This window comes from Streptomyces sp. NPDC054849 (assembly GCF_053610945.1).
Genome location: NZ_JBSGZI010000033.1, coordinates 28085 through 48640, shown reverse-complemented (window position 1 = coordinate 48640; position 20556 = coordinate 28085). Strand labels below are relative to the sequence as shown.

18 protein-coding genes are annotated in these 20556 nt (G+C 72.0%); 14 read left to right on the top strand and 4 right to left on the bottom strand.

Annotated elements, in window-relative coordinates; genetic code table 11:
• The first annotated feature begins 9 nt into the window (after window positions 1-9).
• Complete coding sequence (locus ACWGIF_RS17120; protein ID WP_453497636.1) at window positions 10-1152, top strand: glycosyltransferase family 4 protein; 1143 nt, start codon at window positions 10-12, stop codon at window positions 1150-1152.
• Between the two features lie 202 nt (window positions 1153-1354).
• The gene (locus ACWGIF_RS17115; protein ID WP_453497633.1) at window positions 1355-2971 is read left to right on the top strand and encodes a GMC oxidoreductase; all 1617 of its coding nucleotides are present in this window, start codon (window positions 1355-1357) and stop codon (window positions 2969-2971) included.
• 7 nt (window positions 2972-2978) lie between these two features.
• Here ACWGIF_RS17115 and ACWGIF_RS17110 read toward each other — a convergent pair whose 3' ends face one another.
• Window positions 2979-4778: an AMP-dependent synthetase/ligase gene (locus tag ACWGIF_RS17110; protein ID WP_453497630.1), complete on the bottom strand. Its 1800-nt coding sequence runs from the start codon at window positions 4776-4778 to the stop codon at window positions 2979-2981.
• A gap of 242 nt (window positions 4779-5020) precedes the next feature.
• Here ACWGIF_RS17110 and ACWGIF_RS17105 point away from each other — a divergent pair, with 242 nt between their 5' ends.
• The 6 genes from ACWGIF_RS17105 (at window position 5021) to ACWGIF_RS17080 (ending at window position 10040) form a co-directional block, all read left to right on the top strand.
• Entirely contained in the window at window positions 5021-5836 is an 816-nt protein-coding gene (locus ACWGIF_RS17105; protein ID WP_453497627.1) for a metallophosphoesterase family protein, read from the top strand.
• Window positions 5837-5998: 162 nt separating this feature from the next.
• Window positions 5999-6439 (top strand): SRPBCC family protein, encoded by a 441-nt coding sequence (locus ACWGIF_RS17100; protein WP_453497624.1) that lies wholly within the window; start codon window positions 5999-6001, stop codon window positions 6437-6439.
• Between the two features lie 97 nt (window positions 6440-6536).
• The gene (locus ACWGIF_RS17095; RefSeq protein ID WP_453497622.1) at window positions 6537-7676 is read left to right on the top strand and encodes an ArsA family ATPase; all 1140 of its coding nucleotides are present in this window, start codon (window positions 6537-6539) and stop codon (window positions 7674-7676) included.
• Between the two features lie 76 nt (window positions 7677-7752).
• Window positions 7753-8217, top strand: coding sequence for a DUF5304 domain-containing protein (locus tag ACWGIF_RS17090; RefSeq protein ID WP_453497619.1), 465 nt, complete (start codon window positions 7753-7755; stop codon window positions 8215-8217).
• Between the two features lie 61 nt (window positions 8218-8278).
• Window positions 8279-9220 (top strand): ROK family glucokinase, encoded by a 942-nt coding sequence (locus ACWGIF_RS17085; protein ID WP_453497616.1) that lies wholly within the window; start codon window positions 8279-8281, stop codon window positions 9218-9220.
• A 70-nt stretch (window positions 9221-9290) separates the two neighbouring features.
• A complete protein-coding gene (locus ACWGIF_RS17080; protein WP_453497613.1) occupies window positions 9291-10040 on the top strand; it encodes an endonuclease/exonuclease/phosphatase family protein in 750 nt (249 codons plus the stop codon).
• A 147-nt stretch (window positions 10041-10187) separates the two neighbouring features.
• On the opposite strand, the gene ACWGIF_RS17075 is transcribed toward ACWGIF_RS17080, so the two are convergent.
• Together ACWGIF_RS17075 and ACWGIF_RS17070 are read right to left on the bottom strand one after the other, a co-directional pair.
• Window positions 10188-10784, bottom strand: coding sequence for a hypothetical protein (locus ACWGIF_RS17075; RefSeq protein WP_453497610.1), 597 nt, complete (start codon window positions 10782-10784; stop codon window positions 10188-10190).
• Entirely contained in the window at window positions 10777-11556 is a 780-nt protein-coding gene (locus ACWGIF_RS17070) for an alpha/beta hydrolase (protein WP_453497607.1), read from the bottom strand. The genes ACWGIF_RS17075 and ACWGIF_RS17070 overlap by 8 nt, the downstream gene beginning before the upstream one ends.
• 170 nt (window positions 11557-11726) lie before the next feature.
• On the opposite strand from ACWGIF_RS17070, the gene ACWGIF_RS17065 reads away from it, so the two are divergent.
• The 5 genes from ACWGIF_RS17065 (at window position 11727) to ACWGIF_RS17045 (ending at window position 16663) form a co-directional block, all read left to right on the top strand.
• The gene (locus tag ACWGIF_RS17065) at window positions 11727-12467 is read left to right on the top strand and encodes a lysophospholipid acyltransferase family protein (RefSeq protein ID WP_453497706.1); all 741 of its coding nucleotides are present in this window, start codon (window positions 11727-11729) and stop codon (window positions 12465-12467) included.
• Window positions 12468-12492: 25 nt separating this feature from the next.
• A complete protein-coding gene (gene macS, locus ACWGIF_RS17060) occupies window positions 12493-13719 on the top strand; it encodes a MacS family sensor histidine kinase (RefSeq protein WP_453497604.1) in 1227 nt (408 codons plus the stop codon).
• Window positions 13716-14414: a response regulator gene (locus ACWGIF_RS17055; protein ID WP_453497601.1), complete on the top strand. Its 699-nt coding sequence runs from the start codon at window positions 13716-13718 to the stop codon at window positions 14412-14414. The genes macS and ACWGIF_RS17055 overlap by 4 nt, the downstream gene beginning before the upstream one ends.
• 155 nt (window positions 14415-14569) lie before the next feature.
• Window positions 14570-15598, top strand: a complete 1029-nt coding sequence (locus tag ACWGIF_RS17050) for a 6-phosphofructokinase (protein WP_453497703.1) — start codon at window positions 14570-14572, stop codon at window positions 15596-15598.
• 66 nt (window positions 15599-15664) lie between these two features.
• Complete coding sequence (locus tag ACWGIF_RS17045; protein ID WP_453497598.1) at window positions 15665-16663, top strand: 2-hydroxyacid dehydrogenase; 999 nt, start codon at window positions 15665-15667, stop codon at window positions 16661-16663.
• Between the two features lie 172 nt (window positions 16664-16835).
• Here the strand turns inward: ACWGIF_RS17045 and ACWGIF_RS17040 are convergent, their stop codons facing one another.
• Window positions 16836-18728, bottom strand: coding sequence for an anthranilate synthase family protein (locus ACWGIF_RS17040; RefSeq protein ID WP_453497595.1), 1893 nt, complete (start codon window positions 18726-18728; stop codon window positions 16836-16838).
• Between the two features lie 341 nt (window positions 18729-19069).
• Here ACWGIF_RS17040 and ACWGIF_RS17035 point away from each other — a divergent pair, with 341 nt between their 5' ends.
• Window positions 19070-20425, top strand: a complete 1356-nt coding sequence (locus ACWGIF_RS17035) for a class II 3-deoxy-7-phosphoheptulonate synthase (protein ID WP_453497592.1) — start codon at window positions 19070-19072, stop codon at window positions 20423-20425.
• The last annotated feature ends 131 nt before the right edge of the window (window positions 20426-20556 follow it).

Here is a 20556-nt window from a genome sequence, read left to right as displayed (position 1 = left end):
CGACGGGCCATGCACAAGACGCTGATCGTGACCAACGACTTCCCGCCGCGACCGGGCGGCATCCAGGCCTTCCTGCACAACATGGCGCTGAGACTGGATCCCGACCGGATCGTCGTCTACGCCTCCATGTGGAAGCACGGCGAGGAGGGCCGCGAGGCCACCGCGGCCTTCGACGCGCAGCAGCCGTTCCAGGTGGTCCGCGACCGTACGACGATGCTGCTGCCGACCCCGCGCGTGACGCGGCGGGCGGTCGGCCTGCTGCGCGAACACGGCTGTGAGTCCGTGTGGTTCGGGGCGGCGGCCCCGCTCGGCCTGATGGGCCCGGCGCTGCGGCGGGCGGGCGCGCGGCGGATCGTGGCGACCACCCACGGGCACGAGGCGGGCTGGGCCCAGCTGCCGGCCGCGCGGCAGCTGCTGCGGCGGATCGGCGAGGGCACGGACACGCTGACCTACCTGGGGGAGTACACCCGCTCGCGGATCGCCTCGGCGCTGACGGAACGGGCGGCGGCCCGGATGGTCCAACTGCCGCCGGGAGTGGACGAGAAGACCTTCCACCCGGAGTCGGGCGGGGCGGAGGTCCGGGCCCGGCTCGGGCTGACGGACCGACCGGTCGTCGTCTGCGTCTCCCGGCTGGTGCCGCGCAAGGGGCAGGACACGCTGATCCGGGCGATGCCGCGGATCCTGGCGGCCGTGCCGGACGCGGTGCTGCTGGTCGTGGGCGGCGGGCTGTACGAGGCGGACCTGCGGGCGCTGGCCGTCTCGACGGGGGTCGCGGACTCCGTGGTCTTCACGGGAGCGGTCCCGTGGGAGGAACTGCCCGCCCACTACGGCGCGGGGGACGTCTTCGCCATGCCGTGCCGGACCCGGCGGGGCGGACTGGACGTGGAGGGGCTCGGAATCGTCTACCTGGAGGCCTCGGCGACGGGCCTGCCGGTGATCGCGGGAGACTCGGGCGGGGCGCCGGACGCGGTGCTGGACGGCGAGACGGGCTGGGTCGTGCGGGGCGGCTCCGCCGAGGACGCAGCGGACCGCATCGTCGCCCTGCTGCGGGACCCGGAACTGCGCCGCCGGATGGGCGAGCGCGGCCGGGCGTGGGTCGAGGAGAAGTGGCGCTGGGACCTGCTGGCGGACCGCCTGCGCGAGCTGCTCTGACCCTGCGGCGTGGTGCGGCGGCGCTGCCCCCGCACCCCGGCACCCCCGCACCCCCGCACCCCCGCGCCCCCGCACCCCCGCACCCCCGCGCCTCAAACGCCGGCGGGGCTGCAATCGCCCGCTCCGCCACGCCTGACTGTCTCTCAGATGCCTGTCAAGACCGCGTCTGGCCGGAAGGCCGGATTCCGCCCATGATGCGGCCATGACACCCAATCTGACTCGCCGTCACTTTCTGGGGCTCGGCGCCCTCTCGACCGCCGCCGCGCTCGGCTTCACCCGGATCGGACCGGCCTCCGCCTCGGCCGTCGAGCCGGACGCAGTCCACTACGCGCCCGCCATCGTCGTCGGCTCGGGCTACGGTTCCGCCGTCGCCGCCCTGCGGCTCGGGCAGGCGGGCGTGCGTACCGTCGTCCTCGAAATGGGCCGGCTCTGGGACACCCCCGGGCCCGACGGAAAGGTCTTCCCCTCCACCTCCGCGCCCGACCACCGCTCCATGTGGTTCCGCACCCGCACCGAGGCCCCGCTCGCCCAGTTCCTCTGGCTCGACGTCGTCAACCGCAACATCAGCCCGTACCCCGGTGTCCTCGACCGAGTGAACTACGGCGACATGTCCGTGTACGTGGGCCGGGGGGTCGGGGGAGGGTCGCTCGTCAACGGCGGCATGGCTCCGACGCCCCGGCGGGCGTACTTCTCCGAAGTGCTGCCCCAGGTCGACGCCGACGAGATGTACGGCACCTACTACCCCCGCGCCCGCGCCATGCTCGGCGTGAACGACATCGACCCGGCCTGGTTCGAGTCCACCGAGTGGTACCGCTTCGCCCGGATCTCCCGCAAGCACGCCCACCACACCGGTCTGAAGACCGTCTTCGTCCCCAACGTCTACGACTTCGCGTACATGAAGCGCGAGGCGGCCGGCGCCGTCCCCCGGTCAGCGCTGGCCGGAGAGGTCATCTACGGCAACAACCACGGAAAGAAGAGCCTCGACAAGACCTACCTCGCCGCCGCACTCGGCACCGGCAACGTCACCATCGAGACCATGCAGCGCGTGGTGGGCGTACGGTCCGACCCGGCCGGGGGGTACGTATTGACGGTGCGCACCAGCGACCTGACCGGGCGGGTCACCCAGGTCCGCGAACTCGGCTGCCGGCAGCTGTTCCTGGGGGCCGGGAGCCTGGGGACCACCGAGATCCTGCTGCGGGCCCGTGAGAGCGGGGCGCTGCCCGCGCTCAGCGACAGGGTCGGGCTCGGCTGGGGTCACAACGGCAACGTCATGACCGCCCGCGCCAACCACCTGTGGGACACGGTCGGCGCCCACCAGGCCACCATGCCCGCGATGGGCATCGACGACTGGGACGACGCCGCGCACCCGGTCTTCGCCGAGATCGCCCCGCTCCCCATGGGCTTCGAGCACTGGATCTCGATGTACCTGGCCATCACGAAGAATCCGGAGCGCGGGCACTTCACCTACGACGCGGCCACCGACTCGGCCCGCCTCAACTGGCGGCGGGACCAGAACACGCCCTCGGTCAACGCGGCGAAGAACCTCTTCGACCGCATCAACCGGCGGAACTTCACGATGTACCGCTACGACCTCTTCGGCGACAACAGGGCCTTCGCCGACAACTTCACCTACCACCCGCTCGGCGGCTGCGTCCTCGGGGACGCCACCGACGCGTACGGGCGGGCCAAGGGGTACCAGGGGCTGTACGTGGTCGACAGCTCCCTGATCCCCGGGTCGCTCGGCGTGAACCCGTTCGTGACCATCACCGCTCTGGCCGAGCGGAACATGGCCCGGATCCTCGCCGAGGACCCGAGGTGACGGGGGACTAGCCCCGGTACAGCGCCTCGATCTCGTCCGCGAAGTCCTTCGCCACCACGTTGCGCTTGAGCTTCAGCGACGGCGTGATGTGGCCCGACTCCTCCGTGAACTGGGAGGGCAGAATGCGGAATTTCCGCACCGATTCCGCCTTGGAGACCGCCGCGTTGCCGTCGTCGACGGCCTTCTGGACGGCGGCGATCAGCTCCGCGTCCTCGCGCAGATCCGCCGCCGTCACACCGGCCGGCTTGCCGTTCTCGGCGACCCACCGGCCGAGGAACTCCTCGTCGATGGTGACCAGCGCGGCCACGAAGGGCCGGGCGTCGCCCACCACCATGCACTCCGCGACGAGCGCGTGCGCACGGATCCGGTCCTCGATCACGGCCGGCGCGACGTTCTTGCCGCCCGCGGTGACGATGAGTTCCTTCTTGCGCCCGGTGATCGCGAGGTAGCCGTCCTCGTCGAGGGTGCCGACGTCGCCGGTGTGGAACCAGCCGTCGGTCAGCGCCTCGGCGGTCGCCGTCTCGTTCTTCCAGTACTCCTTGAAGATGTGCTCGCCGTGGAGCAGCACCTCGCCGTCGTCCGCGATGCGCACCACGGAGCCCGGCAGCGGCTGGCCGACCGTACCGATCTTCGTCTTGTCCCACGGGTTGAAGGCCGTGGCCGCGCAGGACTCGGTCAGGCCGTAGCCCTCCAGCACCGTGAAGCCGATGCCGCGGAAGAAGTGGCCGAGCCGCTCGCCCAACGGGGCTCCGCCGGAGATCGCGTACTCGCCGCGCCCGCCGAGGACCGTGTGCAGCTTGCTGTAGACCAGCCTGGTGAAGAGCTTGTGCTTGAGCTTCAGGCCGAAGGACGGACCGCCCGGGGCGTCCAGCGCACGGCTGTAGGCGATGGCCGTCTCGGCCGCCGCGTCGAAGATCTTGCCCTTGCCGTCGGCCTGGGCCTTGGCGCGTGCCGAGTTGTAGACCTTCTCGAAGACGCGCGGCACACCGAGGATCAGCGTGGGCCGGAAGGACTGGAGCTCGTCGGTCAGGTTCTTGATGTCCGGTACGCAGCCCAGCCGGATCGGCGCCAGCACGGCCGCCACCTCCACCAGGCGCCCGAAGACGTGGGCGGCCGGGAGGAAGAGCAGTACGGAGCACTCGCCGGTGCGGAAGAGCGGGCTGAGGCGCTCCACCACGTTGCCGCACTCGGCGAAGAAGTTGCGGTGGGTCAGCACGCAGCCCTTGGGGCGGCCGGTGGTGCCCGAGGTGTAGACGATCGTGGCCGGGTCGTCGGCGTTGGCGACGGTGCTGCGCTCCTCGACCTCCGCGTCGGTGATCTCGGCGCCGGCGGCCTTCAGCGCGTCCAGCGCCCCCTGCTCGATCTCCCAGACCTCGCGCAGCTCCGGCAGCCGGTCGCGCAGCGAGGCCACGGCCGCGCTGTGCGCGGGGCTCTCTACGACGACGGCGACGGCGCCGGAGTCGCCGAGGATCCACTGGACCTGCTCGGGGGAGCTGGTCTCGTACACGGGGACGGTGACGCCGCCCGCGGTCCAGATCGCGAAGTCGATCAGCACCCACTCGTAGCGGGTGCGGGAGATCAGGGCGACGCGGTCGCCCGGGCGGATGCCGGCCGCGATGAGCCCCTTGGCCACGGCTCGGACCTCTGCGAGGAACTCGGTCGCGGTCACGTCCTGCCACCGGCCGTCGGCGGCCTTGCGGCTCATGACGGCGGTGTCGGGATGCTGAGCGGCGTTGCGGCGGATGAGATCCGTCAGGTTCCCGTCCGACGGGACCTCGTACAGGGCCGGAAGGCTGAACTCGCGCAAGACTGCTGCTCCTCTGGGCGCCATCGCCACCATGTGGACCGACCGGACGTTACCCACCGGTAGTGGGTTCCCGATAGAGGGAACCGGCCAGATGTTCCGTGCGTCACATTCTGTACGCACCCGTCTGGCCATTACGTGCCGACAGTAGTAGACCCCACCCATGACCCGGAAGTAACCGCAGGTCCGGCCACCTTTCCCACCCCCTCTATCCGGCGTCGGCAGGCCCCCCTAGGGTGGGCCGCATGGCTGGCAGCATGCGGGGCGGGAAGAGCGGCACGAGCGGATCCGGCCGCACGCGGGTCCACGTCGTGAGCGACGTGCACGGCAACACCGAGGCCCTCGCCCGGGCGGGCGACGGCGCCGACGCCCTGATCTGCCTCGGCGACCTCGTCCTCTTCCTCGATTACGCCGATCACTCGCGCGGGATCTTCCCCGACCTGTTCGGCGTCGAGAACGCCGACCGGATCGTCGAGCTGCGCACCGCCCGCCGCTTCGAGGAGGCCCGCGCCTTCGGACGACGGCTGTGGGCCGGGCTGGACCGGGAACGGCTGATCGAGGGCGCCGTGCGCCGCCAGTACGCGGAGATGTTCGCCGCCTTCCCGAGTCCCACCTACGCCACCTTCGGCAACGTCGACATCCCGGGACTCTGGCCGGAGTACGCCGACCCCGTCGGCCTCACCGTGCTCGACGGGCAGCGGGTGGAGATCGGCGGCCGCGTCTTCGGCTTCGTCGGCGGCGGCCTGCCCTCGCCCATGAGGACCCCGTACGAGGTGGACGTGGAGGAGTACGCCGCCAAGGTGGAGGCGCTCGGCGAGGTGGACGTGCTGTGCTCGCACATCCCTCCGGAGGTGCCCGAGCTCTGCTACGACACGGTCGCGCGCCGGTTCGAACGCGGAAGTGAGGCCCTGCTGGCCGCCATCCGCCGCACCCGCCCCCGGTACGCCCTCTTCGGGCACGTGCACCAGCCGCTGGCGCGGCGGATGCGGATCGGGGGCACGGAGTGCGTGAACGTCGGCCATTTCGCGGCGACCGGCCGCCCGTGGGTGCTGGAATGGTGAGAACCAGCCGGTTCACGGCGGGTCCCACCGGGGTGCGGGAGGCGCTGGAGTGGCGGAGACCGCACGCGCGGTAGCCTTCACGCGGCGGCCGGAGGCCGCACACAACCTCGAACTCCCCCAGCTTCCGCTGGGAGGTTCCCCCAACCCGGAGGAGCGACCGCGATGGCGGAACACACCAGCTCAAGCATCACGATCGAGGCTGCGCCCGGCGACGTGATGGCCGTGATCGCCGACTTCGCCCGTTACCCCGAGTGGACCGGCGAGGTGAAGGAGGCCGAGGTCCTGGCCACCGACGCCGACGGCCGCGCCGAGAAGGTCCGGCTGCTGCTCGACGCGGGCGCGATCAAGGACGACCACACCCTCGCGTACACCTGGAAGGGTACGGACGAGGTCAGCTGGACCCTGGACAAGTCCCAGATGCTGCGCCAGCTGGACGGCTCCTACCGGCTGGCCCCGCTGGACGGCGGCAAGCGCACCGAGGTCACCTACCAGCTGACCGTGGACGTCAAGATCCCGATGCTCGGCATGATCAAGCGCAAGGCCGAGAAGGTCATCATCGACCGTGCGCTGGCGGGCCTGAAGAAGCGCGTCGAATCCGTCTGAGCCCCCACGGGCGGTGCGGCGCCGCTGCCGGGGCCCGCTCCCGACCCCGCTCCTCACACGCCGGAGCGGCCCCACCTGCGATCCGGAGCACCCGCACATGCACATCCTGCTGATCACCGGCCCCGGCGGGGCCGGGCGGACCACCGTGGCCGCGGCCACCGCACTCGCCGCGGCCCGCGACGGGCGGCGGGTGCTGCTGGTGACCGGAGACGGTGATCCCCTGGTCCCTGAGGGCGAGCGGCTGCAGGTGGCCCGCGTGGACTCCGGCGAGGAGTTCCGCGACGAGCTCGTCGCCCTGCAGGAACGCGGATCCGCACTGCTCTCGATGGTCGGGGCCCGGCCGCTCGGGGCCGAGGAGCTGACCGAACTGCCCGGCGCCGAGCAGTTCGCGCTGCTGCGCGCCCTGCGGCGGGCCGCCGCCGCGCCCGCCACCGACCTCGTCGTCGTCGACATGCCCCCGCTCCACCAGACCGTGGCCGCCCTCGGCCTCCCCGCCCAGCTGCGCCGCTACCTCGCCCGCCTGCTCCCCTCGGAGAAGCAGGCCGCCCGCGCCCTGCGGCCCGTACTGGCCCAGCTGGCCGGCGTGCCCATGCCCGCGCAGTGGCTCTACGAGGCCGCCGCCCGCTGGGACGAGGAGCTGGCCGCAGTCCAGGCCGTCGTCGAGGCCGACACCACCGAGCTGCGCCTGGTCGCCGAGCCGGGCCCGGCCGCCGCCGACGCGCTGCGCCCGGGACGCCTCGGACTCGCCCTCCAGCAGCTGCCCGTCTCCGCCGTCGTCGCCAACCGGATGGTCCCGCAGCACTCCGCCGACCCGTGGCTCGCCGGGCTCGCCGCCCAGCAGGAGAAGTACGCCGCCGAGTGGGCCGGGGAGACCCCCGTGGTCCCCCTCGCCCACCTCGGCCGGGACCCGCGTGGGCTGCAGGACCTGGACCTGCTCGCCGCCTCGGACGGGCTCGTGCCCGAGGCGCCCGCACCCCGCCGGGCCTGGGCCGTCGAGGACCGGCTCGCCGACGACGGGGTGCTCGTCTGGGTGGTGCCCCTGCCCGGCGCGCACAAGCGCGACCTCGACCTCGTCCGCCGCGGCGACGAGCTGCTGCTCACGGCAGGCCCGTACCGCAGGATCGTTCCGCTCCCCGCCGCCCTGCGCCGCTGCACCGTCTCCGGCGCCGCCCTGGCCGAAGGGCGGCTCCGCATCCGCTTCACGCCGGACCCGGGACTGTGGCCCCGCACGCGATGAACCGCGTACCCCCGTTCGGGTACCGTCGAAGGTAGCCCGTACCGCACGCTTAGCAGCCGCCGCAGGAGAGTCCGCCATGAGCGAGGCCACCGACCGCCCCACCGACCACGACGCCTGGGCCAAGGCCTGTGCCGAGGACCTCGCCGCAGAGAAGGAGCGCCTGCGCGGACAGGGGCAGGCGGGCGCCGGGACCCCGGGGACCCCCGCCGAGGAGCTGTTCAAGCTCTTCGAGGCCGTCGCCGACAAGGTCTCCGGGATGCACAACCCGCTGTTCGGCGCCACCGCCCAGGGCGCGGTGCGCCAGATCGTGGATCAGGCCAAAACCGCCGCGAAGCCCGTCATCGAGCGCAACCCCGAGGTCTTCGACCACCTCGCGGCCGCCGGCTCCGAGCTGCTCGCCGCCTACCGCTCCGCCGTCGAGGGCCACGAGCGCCGCTGGACGCGCGGCGACACCCCCGGTCCCGGGCAGGCGCCCCACGACCGCGACCCCCGCGGTGACGGACCCGATGAGGGCCCGACCGAGCGGATCGATCTCGACTGAACCTTCGGCACCCTCGGGTACCGTTGGCCGTGGCGGGGTTTGACCGGAAACCGAGGGACTAATGGGACTCACCATCGGCGTCGACATCGGCGGCACGAAGATCGCGGCCGGCGTGGTCGACGAAGAGGGCACGATCCTTGAGACGTACAAGGTGCCCACCCCGCCGACCGCGGACGGAGTGACGGAGGCCATCTGCACGGCCGTCTCCGAGGTCAGCAGCAACCACACCATCGACGCCGTCGGCATCGGCGCCGCCGGGTACGTGGACGACAAGCGCGCGACCGTACTCTTCGCGCCGAACATCAACTGGCGGCACGAACCGCTCAAGGACAAGGTCGAGCAGCGCATCGGCCTGCCCGTGGTCGTCGAGAACGACGCGAACTGCGCGGCCTGGGGCGAGTACCGCTTCGGCGCCGGCCAGGGCCACGAAGACGTCATCTGCATCACGCTCGGCACCGGCCTCGGCGGCGGCATCATCATCGGCAACAAGCTGCGGCGCGGACGCTTCGGCGTCGCCGCCGAGTTCGGTCACATCCGGGTCGTCCCCGACGGCCTGCTGTGCGGCTGCGGCAGCCAGGGCTGCTGGGAGCAGTACGCCTCCGGACGCGCGCTCGTCCGCTACGCGAAGCAGCGCGCCAACGCCACCCCCGAGAACGCGGCGATCCTGCTCGCGCTCGGCGACGGCACCCCCGAGGGCATCGAGGGCAAGCACATCAGCGCGGCCGCCCGGCAGGGCGACCTGGTGGCCATCGACTCATTCCGCGAGCTGGCCCGCTGGGCCGGCGCCGGCCTGGCCGACCTGGCGTCCCTCTTCGACCCCTCGGCCTTCATCGTCGGCGGCGGCGTCTCCGACGAGGGCGACCTCGTCCTCGACCCGATCCGCAAGTCCTTCAAGCGCTGGCTGATCGGCGGCGCCTGGCGTCCGCACGCGCAGGTGCTCGCCGCGCAGCTCGGCGGCAAGGCCGGACTCGTCGGCGCGGCGGACCTGGCCCGCCAGGGCTGACCCCCGTACCACCCGGACCGCCCGCCGCGCCCCTTGGGGGAGCGGCGGGCGGCTGCGTATCTTGCGGGGCATGGAGCAGCTGCCGAAGTCCCGTACGGAGCCGGACGGTTCTGCCGTGATCCGGGTCCTCAGCTACAACGTCCGCTCGCTGCGCGACGACGAGGAGGCGCTGGCCCGCGTCATCCGGGCCTGCGAGCCGGACCTGGTCTTCGTCCAGGAGGCGCCGCGGTTCTTCCGGTGGCGCAAGCACGCGGCGCGGCTGGCCGCGAAGTGCGACCTGGTGGTGCTGGGCGGGGGCGCGACGGCGGCCGGGCCGCTGCTGCTGTGCTCGCTGCGGGTCTTCGCGGAGCGGACGCAGGACGTCCTGCTGCCGCGCACCGTCGGGCTGCACCGTAGGGGCTTCGCCACGGCGGTGGTCCGGATCGGCGGCGTGCGGGTGGGTCTCGTCAGCACCCACCTGTCGCTGGACCGGGCGGAACGGCGGGCCCAGGCGGATCTCCTCCTGGACCGGGTCGCGGCGCTGGACACCCCGTACGGGATCGCCGCGGCCGACGTGAACGAGGGCCCGGGTGGCCTTGCCTTCGGGCGGCTGGCGGGCACGCTGCAGGACTGCTGGTCGGTGGCCCCGTGGGGCGGGGAACACACCTTCCCGGCGGCCGCGCCGGACCGCCGCATCGACGCGGTCTTCGCCACGAAGGGGGTGGAGGTGCTGGCCTGCGGTGTCCCGGCGGGGCTGCCGGGGGTCTCGTCCACCGACCTCCGGTCGGCGACGGACCACCTGCCGGTCCTGGCCGCTCTGCGCCTTCCGGCTGCGCCGTAGCTCGGGAGTCCGGGTGCGCCGCCGCTGCCGGGGGGCCGGCCCCCGGACCTCCGCGCCTCAAACGCGTGCGGGGCTGAAAGATCGCCTCAAGCGCCGGCGGGGCTGGAATATCCGGCCCCGCCGGCGTGTGAGGCGCGGGGGCCTGCCCTAGACCACCGCGCCGCGTCCGGGATCGTCGTCCTCGTCGTCGTCGTGCTGCATGCGTGCGACCAGCGTCGCGAATCCGCCCAAAAAGCCGCCGATGCCCAGCGTCGTCAGCCACCAGGTCATGTCCCACTGCAGCAGCACCGCCAGCAACAGCAGCACCGGCCCGCCGACCACCGCCAGCCACGCGAACTTCGACGTCGTGTCCGCCAGCGGCAGTTCCGGCTCCGGCGGGACGAAGTGGCCCTCCTCCGCCGGGGTCAGGTCGTCGTCCTTCGGCTCCGCCAGCGAGTGGTCCCGGGGGCCCGCCATGCCCACGCCCGGGGCGAAGACCACCGAGCTGCCCAGCGCCGGCGCCGCAGCGGGCGGCTCGGGCTCGGTGTCCGTCTTCCGATCCGGGGCCGGGTCCGGCTCCGGCTCCGGTTCCGGCGGCAGCGGCTTGACGTCCTCCTCCGGCAGCAGGAGGTTCTCGATCGGCTTGAACGGCCTGGACCCCGGCGGGTCCGGCGGCTCCTGCCCGTACCCGGCGACGATCGCCGCCCACGCCGCTTCCTCGTCGAGCGGTGGAACTCCGCCCGACTGCTCCTCGTGCTCAGCCACCGGCCTGCGCCCCCTCCCTGCCCACGCTCTCCGCCAGTCGGCCGACGAACGCATAACTGTCCGCGAAGATCCGCTCCGCGTCATGGTCCAACGTCGCGACGTGGTAGCTGTGTTCCAGCAGGGTCTCGGTGACATCCGTCGACGAGACCCGGGCCAGCACCCGCGCGGAGTCGACGGGCGGTACGACGTGGTCCTGCGGGCTGTGCAGCAGCAGCAGCGGCTGCGTGACCTGGGGCAGCTCGGCGTCCACCAGCTGCAGGAACTTCCGCAGCGAGTGCGCGGCCCGGGTCGGCACCCGGTCGTAGCCGACCTCCTCCGAGCCCGGCTTCGCGATGTCGCTGGCGATGCCCGGCGTCGACCGGATGAAGTGCTTGGCCACCGGAAGGGCCACGGCCAGCGGGTCGTGCACCTTGTTGGCCGGGTTGACGAGCACGATGCCGCTGATGGCGTCCCCGTGCTTGGCCGCCAGCCGCAGGGTCAGCGCGCCGCCCATCGACAGCCCGAAGACGAACACCTGCTCGCACCGGTCCAGCAGTTCCCGCAATGCCCGGTCCACCTCGGCGTACCAGTCCTGCCAGCCCGTGAGCTGCATGTCCTGCCAGCGCGTCCCGTGTCCGGGCAGCAGCGGCAGCGACACCGTGAGGCCCCGCCCGGCGAGATACTCGGCCCAGGGGCGCAGCGACTGCGGGGAACCGGTGAAGCCGTGGCAGAGGAGGACGCCGACCTCTCCGCCCTCGTGGCGGAACGGCTCGGCTCCAGGGAGGACGGGCACCAGGGTCTCCTTGATCATGACGTACGCCGGGTGGGTGCGTTGCTCTGTGTGACTTCACCGTACGCGACCAGGGTGGCACCGGCCAGGGTCGTCGGGCGCCTGCCGGTGTAGGCACGGGATATGGTCTGTTCGACAGACACAGGAAGGCTTTCGAGTTGATCTACGGCGCAATGAAGTTCTCCATCGGCGGTTCACTGAAGCTCGCTTTCAGGCCGTGGGTGGAGGGCCTCGAGAACATTCCCGCGGAGGGGCCGGCGATCCTCGCGAGCAACCACCTGTCCTTCTCCGACTCCTTCTTCCTGCCGGCGGTGCTGGACCGGAAGGTCACCTTCATCGCGAAGGCGGAGTACTTCACCTCCCCGGGCGTCAAGGGCAGGCTGACGGCCGCCTTCTTCAAGGGCGTCGGCCAGCTTCCGGTGGACCGCTCCGGTGCCCGCGGGGCCGGCGAGGCCGCGATCCAGAGCGGCATCGAGGTCATCGAGCGCGGTGAGCTGTTCGGTATCTACCCCGAGGGGACGCGTTCACCCGACGGGCGCCTCTACCGCGGCAAGCCCGGCGGGCTGGCCCGGGTGGCCCTGGCCACCGGCGCGCCCGTGATCCCCGTGGCCATGATCGACACGGAGAAGATCCAGCCGCCCGGCAAGGTGGTCCCCAAGCTGATGCGCCCCGGCATCCGGATCGGCAAGCCGCTCGACTTCAGCCGCTACCACGGCATGGACGGCGACCGCTTCATCCTCCGCTCGGTGACCGACGAGGTCATGTACGAGATCATGAAGCTGTCCGGCCAGGAGTACGTCGACATCTACGCGACGGCCGCCAAGCGCCAGATCGCCGATGCGGAGAAGGCCGCCAAGGCCGAGAAGGCGGAGAAGGCCGAGAAGGCGGACAAGGGCGACGGCAAGCCGGAATAACGGCGGGCGGTACCGCCCGCGGGGGGTGGGGGAGACGGTGAAACGCGAACGCGTCGTACGCATGTCGGTCGAGCAGCCGCTCTGGCGTGCCCTGACGGTGTACCGGCTGCTGACCATGGTCTACGCGGTGCTGCTGTTCGCCTCCGCGTACAAGCGGTTCCCGCACCCCTGGACCGCGGCCGGCTACCTCGCCTTCCTCGCCGTCTGGACCCTCGCGACCTCCCGGAAGGTGGCGAACGCCGCCAGCTGCACCAAGGGCTTCCTCGTCGCCGACCTCACCGTCGCGATCGTCGGGATCGTGCTCACGCCGATCGCCGACACCCAGGAGCGGATCACCGCGGGCGAACCCACCCTCCCGACGATCTGGACCGCGGGCGCGGTCCTCGCCTTCGCCATCAAGGGAGGCTGGCGCTGGGCCTGTTTCGCCTCCACCTTCGTGGCCGCGGCCAACCTCGTCATCCACAGCGGCCAGCCCACCCGGGACACCCTGCACAACGTCCTGCTGGTCTGGGTCGCGTCCGTCGCCATCGGCTACGTCGTCGAGGTGGCCCGGGCCAGCGAGGCCACGCTGGCCCGCGCCCTGGAGATCGAGGCGGCCACCCGCGAGCGCGAGCGCCTCGCCCGCGACATCCACGACGGGGTCCTCCAGGTCCTCGCCATGGTCCAGCGGCGCGGCACCGAACTGGGCGGCGAGGCCGAGGAACTCGGCCGGATGGCGGGGGAGCAGGAGGTGGCGCTGCGCACGCTGGTCTCCTCCGGGCTGGTGCAGCCCTCCCGGGTCTCCCGCGACGGGTCGCGCGGCGCGCTGGTGGACTCGTACGAGGTGGAGGAGCCGGGCGCCGCCGAGGGCGAGCTGGATCTGCGCACGCTCCTCGCCCCGCACGCCGGGTCCCGGGTGAGCTTCGCCGAGCCCGGAACCCCGGTGCCGCTGCCGGTACCCGCCGCGAAGGAGCTGGCAGCGGCGGTCGGCGCCGCCCTCGACAACGTGCGCAAGCACGCCGGGGAGGGGGCGAGGGCCTGGATCCTGGTCGAGGACTGGGGCGACGAGGTGATCGTGACCGTGCGGGACGACGGCCCCGGCATCCGGGCGGGCCGGCTCGACCAGGCGGAGGGCGAAGGCCGGATGGGGGTGGCCCTGTCCATCCGCGGCCGGCTGCGCGACCTCGGCGGCAGCGCCGATCTGGTGTCCGTCCCCGGGCAGGGCACCGAAGTGGAACTGAAGGTACCCAGGGGCAGGACGGACAAGAGATGAGCGAGCGCACCGACGTGAACCAGCCGCACAAGCTGCACGACATCAGGGTGATGGTCGTCGACGACCACCCCATGTGGCGGGACGCGGTCGCCCGCGACCTGGCCGCCGCCGGCTTCGACGTCGTCGCCACTGCCGGCGACGGCCCCGAGGCGGTCCGCCGGGCCCGTGCGGTCACCCCCGACGTCCTGGTCCTGGACCTCAACCTGCCCAACATGCCGGGGGTACAGGTCTGCAAGGAGCTGGTCGGCGCCAACCCGGCGCTTCGGGTGCTGGTCCTGTCGGCCAGCGGTGAGCACGCGGACGTCCTGGAGGCGGTGAAGTCCGGCGCGACGGGATACCTGCTGAAGTCCGCCGGCGCCCAGGAGCTGATCGACGCAGTCCGCCGCACCGCGGCCGGCGACCCGGTGTTCACGCCCGGCCTGGCCGGCCTGGTGCTCGGCGAGTACCGCAGGCTCGCCACCGATCCGGCGCCGACCGCCTCCGACGAGGCGAAGGCGCCGCAGCTGACCGACCGGGAGACCGAGGTGCTGCGGCTGGTGGCCAAGGGGCTCTCGTACAAGCAGATCGCGGAGCGCCTGGTCATCTCCCACCGCACGGTGCAGAACCACGTCCAGAACACCTTGGGCAAGCTGCAGCTGCACAACCGGGTGGAGCTCGTCCGGTACGCGATAGAGCGGGGCCTCGACGACGCGTAGGCGCCGCGTTCACCGGGCGTCGATCGTACTTACGTCCTCGTACGAGTGAACGGGCGTACGCAACGCCCCGCGATTCCACCGGAATTGACGTCTCCAGCTCCCTTGCTGTGACCTGTGTCACCACTAGCGTGACCGTCATGGCGAAGGGAGATGCAATGAAGGTCGGAGTGCTGACCGGTGGCGGCGACTGCCCCGGGCTCAACGCGGTGATCAGGGCCGTCGTCCGCAAGGGCACCCAGGAGTACGGCTGCGAGTTCGTCGGATTCAAGGACGGCTGGCGGGGGGCGGTCGAGGGGAGGACGATTCCGCTCGACATCCCCGCCGTCCGCGGCATCCTGCCCCGCGGCGGCACCATCCTCGGCTCCTCGCGCACCAACCCGTTCAAGACGGAGAACGGGGTGCGCGACATCAAGGACAACCTCGCCAAGTACGAGGTGGACGCGCTCGTCGCGATCGGCGGCGAGGACACCCTCGGGGTCGCCGCCAAGCTGTACGAGGAGTACGGCATCCCCTGCGTCGGCGTGCCGAAGACCATCGACAACGACCTGTCCGCCACGGACTACACCTTCGGCTTCGACACCGCCGTAGGCATCGCGACCGAGGCCATCGACCGGCTGCACACCACGGCCGAGTCGCACATGCGGGTCCTGGTCGTCGAGGTCATGGGCCGGCACGCCGGCTGGATCGCCCTGCACTCGGGCCTCGCGGGCGGCGCCAACGTCATCCTCATCCCGGAGCAGCGCTTCGACATGGACGAGGTGTGCGCCTGGGTGACCTCCCGGTTCAAGGCGAGCTACGCGCCGATCGTCGTGGTCGCGGAGGGCGCGATGCCCAAGGACGGGGAACTGGTGCTGAAGGACGGCACGAAGGACTCCTTCGGGCACGTCCGGCTGTCGGGCGTGGGCGAGTGGCTGGCCAAGGAGATCGAGGCGCGGACCGGCAAGGAGGCCCGTACGACGGTGCTCGGCCACATCCAGCGGGGCGGCACGCCGAGCGCCTTCGACCGGTGGCTGGCGACCCGCTTCGGGCTGCACGCGATCGACGCGGTGCACGACGGGGACTTCGGCAAGATGGTCGCGCTCCGCGGGACGGACATCGTCCGGGTGCCCATCGCCGAGGCGACGTCGAAGCTGAAGACGGTGGATCCCGCGCTCTACGAGGAGGTGGGGGTCTTCTTCGGCTGAGCGGCGCTCCGGAACCATGGGCCGTATCGTGACGAGCGGCCCATGGTTCGATCTGCGGGAGCAAGCGTGGAGATCCTGGCATTCGGTGTGACGGCCGACGAGAAGCCGCTCCTGGAGCAGGCCTTCGCCGGGCAGCACGAGGTCCGCTGCCTCGACGTCTTCCTGAGCGAGGACACCGCGCCCATCGCGGCCGGATACGAGGTCGTCTCCTCGAGCGTGAACGCCGACCTGAGCGGCCGGGTGCTGAGGATCCTGGCGGCGGGCGGGACGAAGCTGATCGCCCAGCGGTCGACCGGCTTCAACAACATCGACCTGGACGTGGCCCGGCAGCTGGGCATGACGGTCAGCCGGGTCTCCACCTACTCGCCGTACTCGGTCGCCGAATTCGCCTGGGCCCTCGCGCTGGCCGTGAACCGGCGGATCGTCCGGGCCTCCATCCGGACCCGGGACTTCGACTTCCGGCTGAACGGACTGATGGGCCGCGACATGCACGGCCGCACGGTGGGCGTGCTCGGCACCGGCAGGATCGGCGAGGCGTTCACCCGGATCGCGCACGGCTTCGGCATGAAACTGCTGGGCTGGGACGTCGTGCACAACCCGGCGTGCCTGGAACTCGGCATGAGGTACGTGGACAAGGACGAGCTCTTCGCATCCTGCGACCTGATCAGCCTGCACGTGCCGCTGCTGGCGGCCACCCACCACATCGTCGACGCGGCGGCGCTGCGGCTGATGCGGGACGACGCGATCCTGGTGAACTCCAGCCGCGGCGGGCTGATCGACACCGACGCGCTGGTCGCGCAGCTGCGGGAGGGCCGGTTCACGGGGGTCGGCCTGGACGTGTACGAGGCGGAGGCCGGCCTCTTCTTCCTGGACAAGTCCCTGGAGGCCGTCGGGGACGACACCCTGGCCCGGCTGGTCACCTTCCCCAACGTCCTGGTGACCTCCCACCAGGCGTACTACACGGGCGACGCGGTGGGCCAGATCATCGACACCACGGTCGCCAACGTGGCGGACTACCTGGCGGGCCGCCACTCCGAGAACACCCTCGTCCCCGCCTCTTCCTGACGGGCCCTCCTGCCGCCCGGCCGGGCGCCACCCCGGCTTCACCCGGAGTCGGCCCGATGGTCATGCGGGACATGGTGCAGGGGCCGGTGAGCGTGGCGCAGCTGATCCGGGGTGATCCGCGGCAGCGGCAAGCCGGCCCCGACGGCCCCTGACGGCCAGGCCTGGGACACGCCTACGCGGCGCCCACCGTCACCCCGGCCACCAGCTCGCGCAGCAGGTCCGCGCCGCGCAGGGTGAGGACCGACTCCGGGTGGAACTGGACCCCCGCGAAGCCCGCCGCAGAGCGAAGGGCGTGGACCTCGCCGGTGGCGGGATCGCGGGCGACCTCCACTCCCCCGGCGGCCAGCCGGGCGGCCAGGGCCTCGTCGCAGTGCGCGGTGTACGTGTTGTAGAAGCCGACCACCTCCTCCGTCCCGAACAGGTCGATCCGGGTCTGCGCCCCCTGGGCCGGTTCCGTCTTGCGGACCAGGGGAAGCCCCAGCTCGGCCGCCAGCAGCTCGTGTCCCAGGCAGACCCCGACCAGGCCGTGCCGGTGAACGGCCAGCAGCTCCGCGGCCAGCCCGCGCAGCATCCGCATCTTGGGATCCGAGGACTGCGCCGGGTTGCCCGGACCGGGGCCCAGGACGATCGGGCCCTCCCAGGCCAGGGCCGCCGCCCGCAGCCCCGGATCGTCGTAGCGGCGTACGGTCACCCGCAGACCCCCCACTCTCAGGACGTGCGCCAGCATCGCCGTGAAGGTGTCCTCGCCGTCCACCACCAGCGCGTGTCCGGCCGGCGCGGGAGGCTGCTCCTGCATACGGAGCCAGAAGGGGGCCAGATCCGCCCGCCGGGCCGCCAGAGCGGCCTGCACCCGCGGGTCCTGCGCCAGCCGCGCCCCCTCGAAGGCCGGGCGCGGCGCGGCCGCCCGCACCCCGAGCGCCGCCAGCACACCCGCCGCCTTGGCGTGGGTCTCCGCCACTTCGCCCGCCGGGTCCGAATGCCGGACGAGGGTGGCGCCGACCGGGACCCGCAGCGTGCCGTCCGGGGCGATGTCGGCCGTGCGGATCAGGATGGGGGAGTCGAGGGTCTGCGCCCCCGCGGAGTCCAGGCCCAGCAGGGCGAGCGCGCCCGCGTAGTAGCCGCGGCCCCCGGTCTCGTACCGCTCGATCACGCGGCAGGCGTTCTGCACCGGCGAGCCGGTGACCGTCGCGGCGAACATCGTCTCCCGCAGCACGTCCCGCACGTCCAGCGAGGAGCGCCCGCGCAGCTCGTACTCGGTGTGCGCGAGGTGGGACATCTCCTTCAGCCGCGGCCCGACGACGACCCCGCCCCGGTCGCCGACGGTGCACATCATCTTGAGTTCCTCGTCGACCACCATCGACAGTTCCTCGGTCTCCTTGCGGTCCCCGAGGAAGGACAGGAGGGAGTCCACGGTCGGGCCCCCGGCCGGATAGCGGTACGTCCCGCTGATCGGGTTCATCACGACCGTGCCCCCGGACATCCGCACGTGGACCTCGGGGCTGGCCCCGACCAGGGTGCGGTCCCCGGTGTGGACGACGTACGTCCAGTACGCGCCCCGCTCGCCCAGCAGAAGCCGCCGGAACAGCGCCAGCGCATCGGCCCGGCCGAAGCCGTCGATGCGGCCCTCGTACGTACGGCGGATGACGAAGTTCGCGCCCTCCCCGCGGCCGATCTCGTCCCGCAGGACGCGCTCGACGGTGGCCGCGTACTGCGTGTCCGGGACGTCGAAGCCGCCGCCCTCCACCCGCACCTCGTGTGCGGGCAGCGCGGCCAGCGCCTGCGCGAGCGGGATCTCGTACACCTCCTCGGCGACCAGCACGCTCAGCGGCGTGCCGTCGTCGCGGACGTCGAATCCGCGCTCCCGGATCTGCCGGAAGGGCACGAGGGCGAGGGTGGGCAGCGGTCCGACGGGCAGGTCGGCGAGTCGCCCGGCCTCGTGGACCGTGCCGGTCAGCACCTCGACGGTGTCGTGATCGCGGCCGGGGGTCCGCCGGCGCAGCAGGGCGAACGGCGGGCCGGAGTCGTCGAGCAGTCGGCTCAGTCGGTTCAGTCGGCTGGGTTCCATGGGGCGGAGCGTCCTTCCGGTGGGAGGAGCCGCCCCCGGTGTCCGACGTCGCAGTCGAAAACGCGGAAGGCCGCCCCTCGGGGCGGCCTTCGCGTCGTGCGTGTCGTCAGGTACGCGCGAGAAGTGGGCCGCCGGGAGCGGGCCACCACCAGTTCTGGTTCGAGTGCGCGTACATGGGGTGCACCCTAGCCCAGGCCGGCCCCCCGGCGCAGGATCCGTCTCATGGCGTGGGCCGAACCATGGATTCCGTTCCGCTGGGCGCCCTGGGGCCTTCGAGGCGGCCCGTCTCACGTTGTGGTCGGGGTCCTGGATGGGACGTATGACGCCGTAATGTGTACGAGGTGACCGTGAACGCTGAAACCCAAGCCCCCGCCGGCAAGGCGACCTGGCGAGACCTTCCCGCGGCGCAGCAGCCTTCGTACCCCGATGCCGAGGCTCTGCGCGCTGTCGTCGCGGACCTCGAGTCGTATCCTCCGCTCGTTTTCGCGGGCGAATGCGACCAGCTGCGTGCCCGTCTGGGAGCCGTCGCCAAGGGCGAGGCGTTCCTGCTTCAGGGCGGCGACTGCGCCGAGGCCTTCGACGGCGTGTCCGCCGACCACATCCGCGCCAAGCTGAAGACGCTGCTGCAGATGAGTGCCGTCCTGACGTACGCGGCCTCCGTGCCCGTCGTCAAGGTGGGCCGCATCGCCGGCCAGTACTCCAAGCCGCGCTCCAAGGACACCGAGACCCGCGACGGCGTCACCCTGCCGACCTACCGCGGTGACTCCGTCAACGGCTTCGCCTTCACCGAAGAGGCCCGGATCCCGGACCCCGAGCGGCTGAAGCGCATGTACAACGCGTCCGCTTCGACGCTCAACCTGGTGCGCGCCTTCACCACCGGCGGTTACGCCGACCTGCGCCAGGTGCACGCCTGGAACCAGGACTTCGTGAAGTCCTCCCCGTCCGGTCAGCGCTACGAGCAGCTCGCGCGGGAGATCGACAACGCGCTGAACTTCATGAAGGCGTGCGGCACCGACCCGGCCGAGTTCAAGGCCGTCGAGTTCTACGCCTCGCACGAGGCGCTGCTGCTCGACTACGAGGGCGCGCTGACCCGCACCGACTCGCGCACCGGCAAGCTGTACGACACCTCCGGCCACATGGTCTGGATCGGTGAGCGCACCCGCCAGCTGGACCACGCCCACATCGAGTTCTGCTCGCAGATCGCGAACCCGGTCGGCATCAAGCTCGGCCCCACGACCACGGTGGACGAGGCGCTGACCTACATCGACCGCCTGGACCCCGAGCGCGAGCCGGGCCGGCTGACGTTCGTCGTCCGCATGGGTGCAGACAAGGTCCGCGACAAGCTCCCCGAGCTGGTCGAGAAGGTCACCGCCTCCGGTGCCACCGTGGCCTGGGTCACCGACCCGATGCACGGCAACACCTTCGAGGCGGCCTCCGGCCACAAGACGCGCCGTTTCGACGACGTGCTCGACGAGGTCAAGGGCTTCTTCGAGGTCCACAAGGCCCTCGGCACCCACCCGGGCGGCATCCACGTCGAGCTCACCGGTGACGACGTCACCGAGTGCGTGGGCGGCGGCGACGAGATCTTCGTCGACGACCTGCACCAGCGCTACGAGACGGCGTGCGACCCGCGGCTCAACCGCAGCCAGTCCCTGGACCTGGCGTTCCTGGTCGCCGAGATGTACCGCGACCAGTAGGGATCAGTCAGTACCTTCGTACGACAGTGGGGCGGGGGTAGGGGTTTAGGCGCCCCCCCGTCGGGTGCCGGGGGGTTTTGGGACCCCAACAATTGGGAAGGGTAGGTTAAACGCAACCCACAGGGGGTTGC

Coding starts and splice junctions, on each gene's coding strand:
- ACWGIF_RS17120 (WP_453497636.1), top strand. CDS start 10: ATGCACAAGACGCTGATCGTGACCAACGACTTCCCGCCGCGACCGGGC.
- ACWGIF_RS17115 (WP_453497633.1), top strand. CDS start 1,355: ATGACACCCAATCTGACTCGCCGTCACTTTCTGGGGCTCGGCGCCCTC.
- ACWGIF_RS17105 (WP_453497627.1), top strand. CDS start 5,021: ATGGCTGGCAGCATGCGGGGCGGGAAGAGCGGCACGAGCGGATCCGGC.
- ACWGIF_RS17100 (WP_453497624.1), top strand. CDS start 5,999: ATGGCGGAACACACCAGCTCAAGCATCACGATCGAGGCTGCGCCCGGC.
- ACWGIF_RS17095 (WP_453497622.1), top strand. CDS start 6,537: ATGCACATCCTGCTGATCACCGGCCCCGGCGGGGCCGGGCGGACCACC.
- ACWGIF_RS17090 (WP_453497619.1), top strand. CDS start 7,753: ATGAGCGAGGCCACCGACCGCCCCACCGACCACGACGCCTGGGCCAAG.
- ACWGIF_RS17085 (WP_453497616.1), top strand. CDS start 8,279: ATGGGACTCACCATCGGCGTCGACATCGGCGGCACGAAGATCGCGGCC.
- ACWGIF_RS17080 (WP_453497613.1), top strand. CDS start 9,291: ATGGAGCAGCTGCCGAAGTCCCGTACGGAGCCGGACGGTTCTGCCGTG.
- ACWGIF_RS17065 (WP_453497706.1), top strand. CDS start 11,727: ATGAAGTTCTCCATCGGCGGTTCACTGAAGCTCGCTTTCAGGCCGTGG.
- ACWGIF_RS17055 (WP_453497601.1), top strand. CDS start 13,716: ATGAGCGAGCGCACCGACGTGAACCAGCCGCACAAGCTGCACGACATC.
- ACWGIF_RS17050 (WP_453497703.1), top strand. CDS start 14,570: ATGAAGGTCGGAGTGCTGACCGGTGGCGGCGACTGCCCCGGGCTCAAC.
- ACWGIF_RS17040 (WP_453497595.1), bottom strand. CDS start 18,728: ATGGAACCCAGCCGACTGAACCGACTGAGCCGACTGCTCGACGACTCC.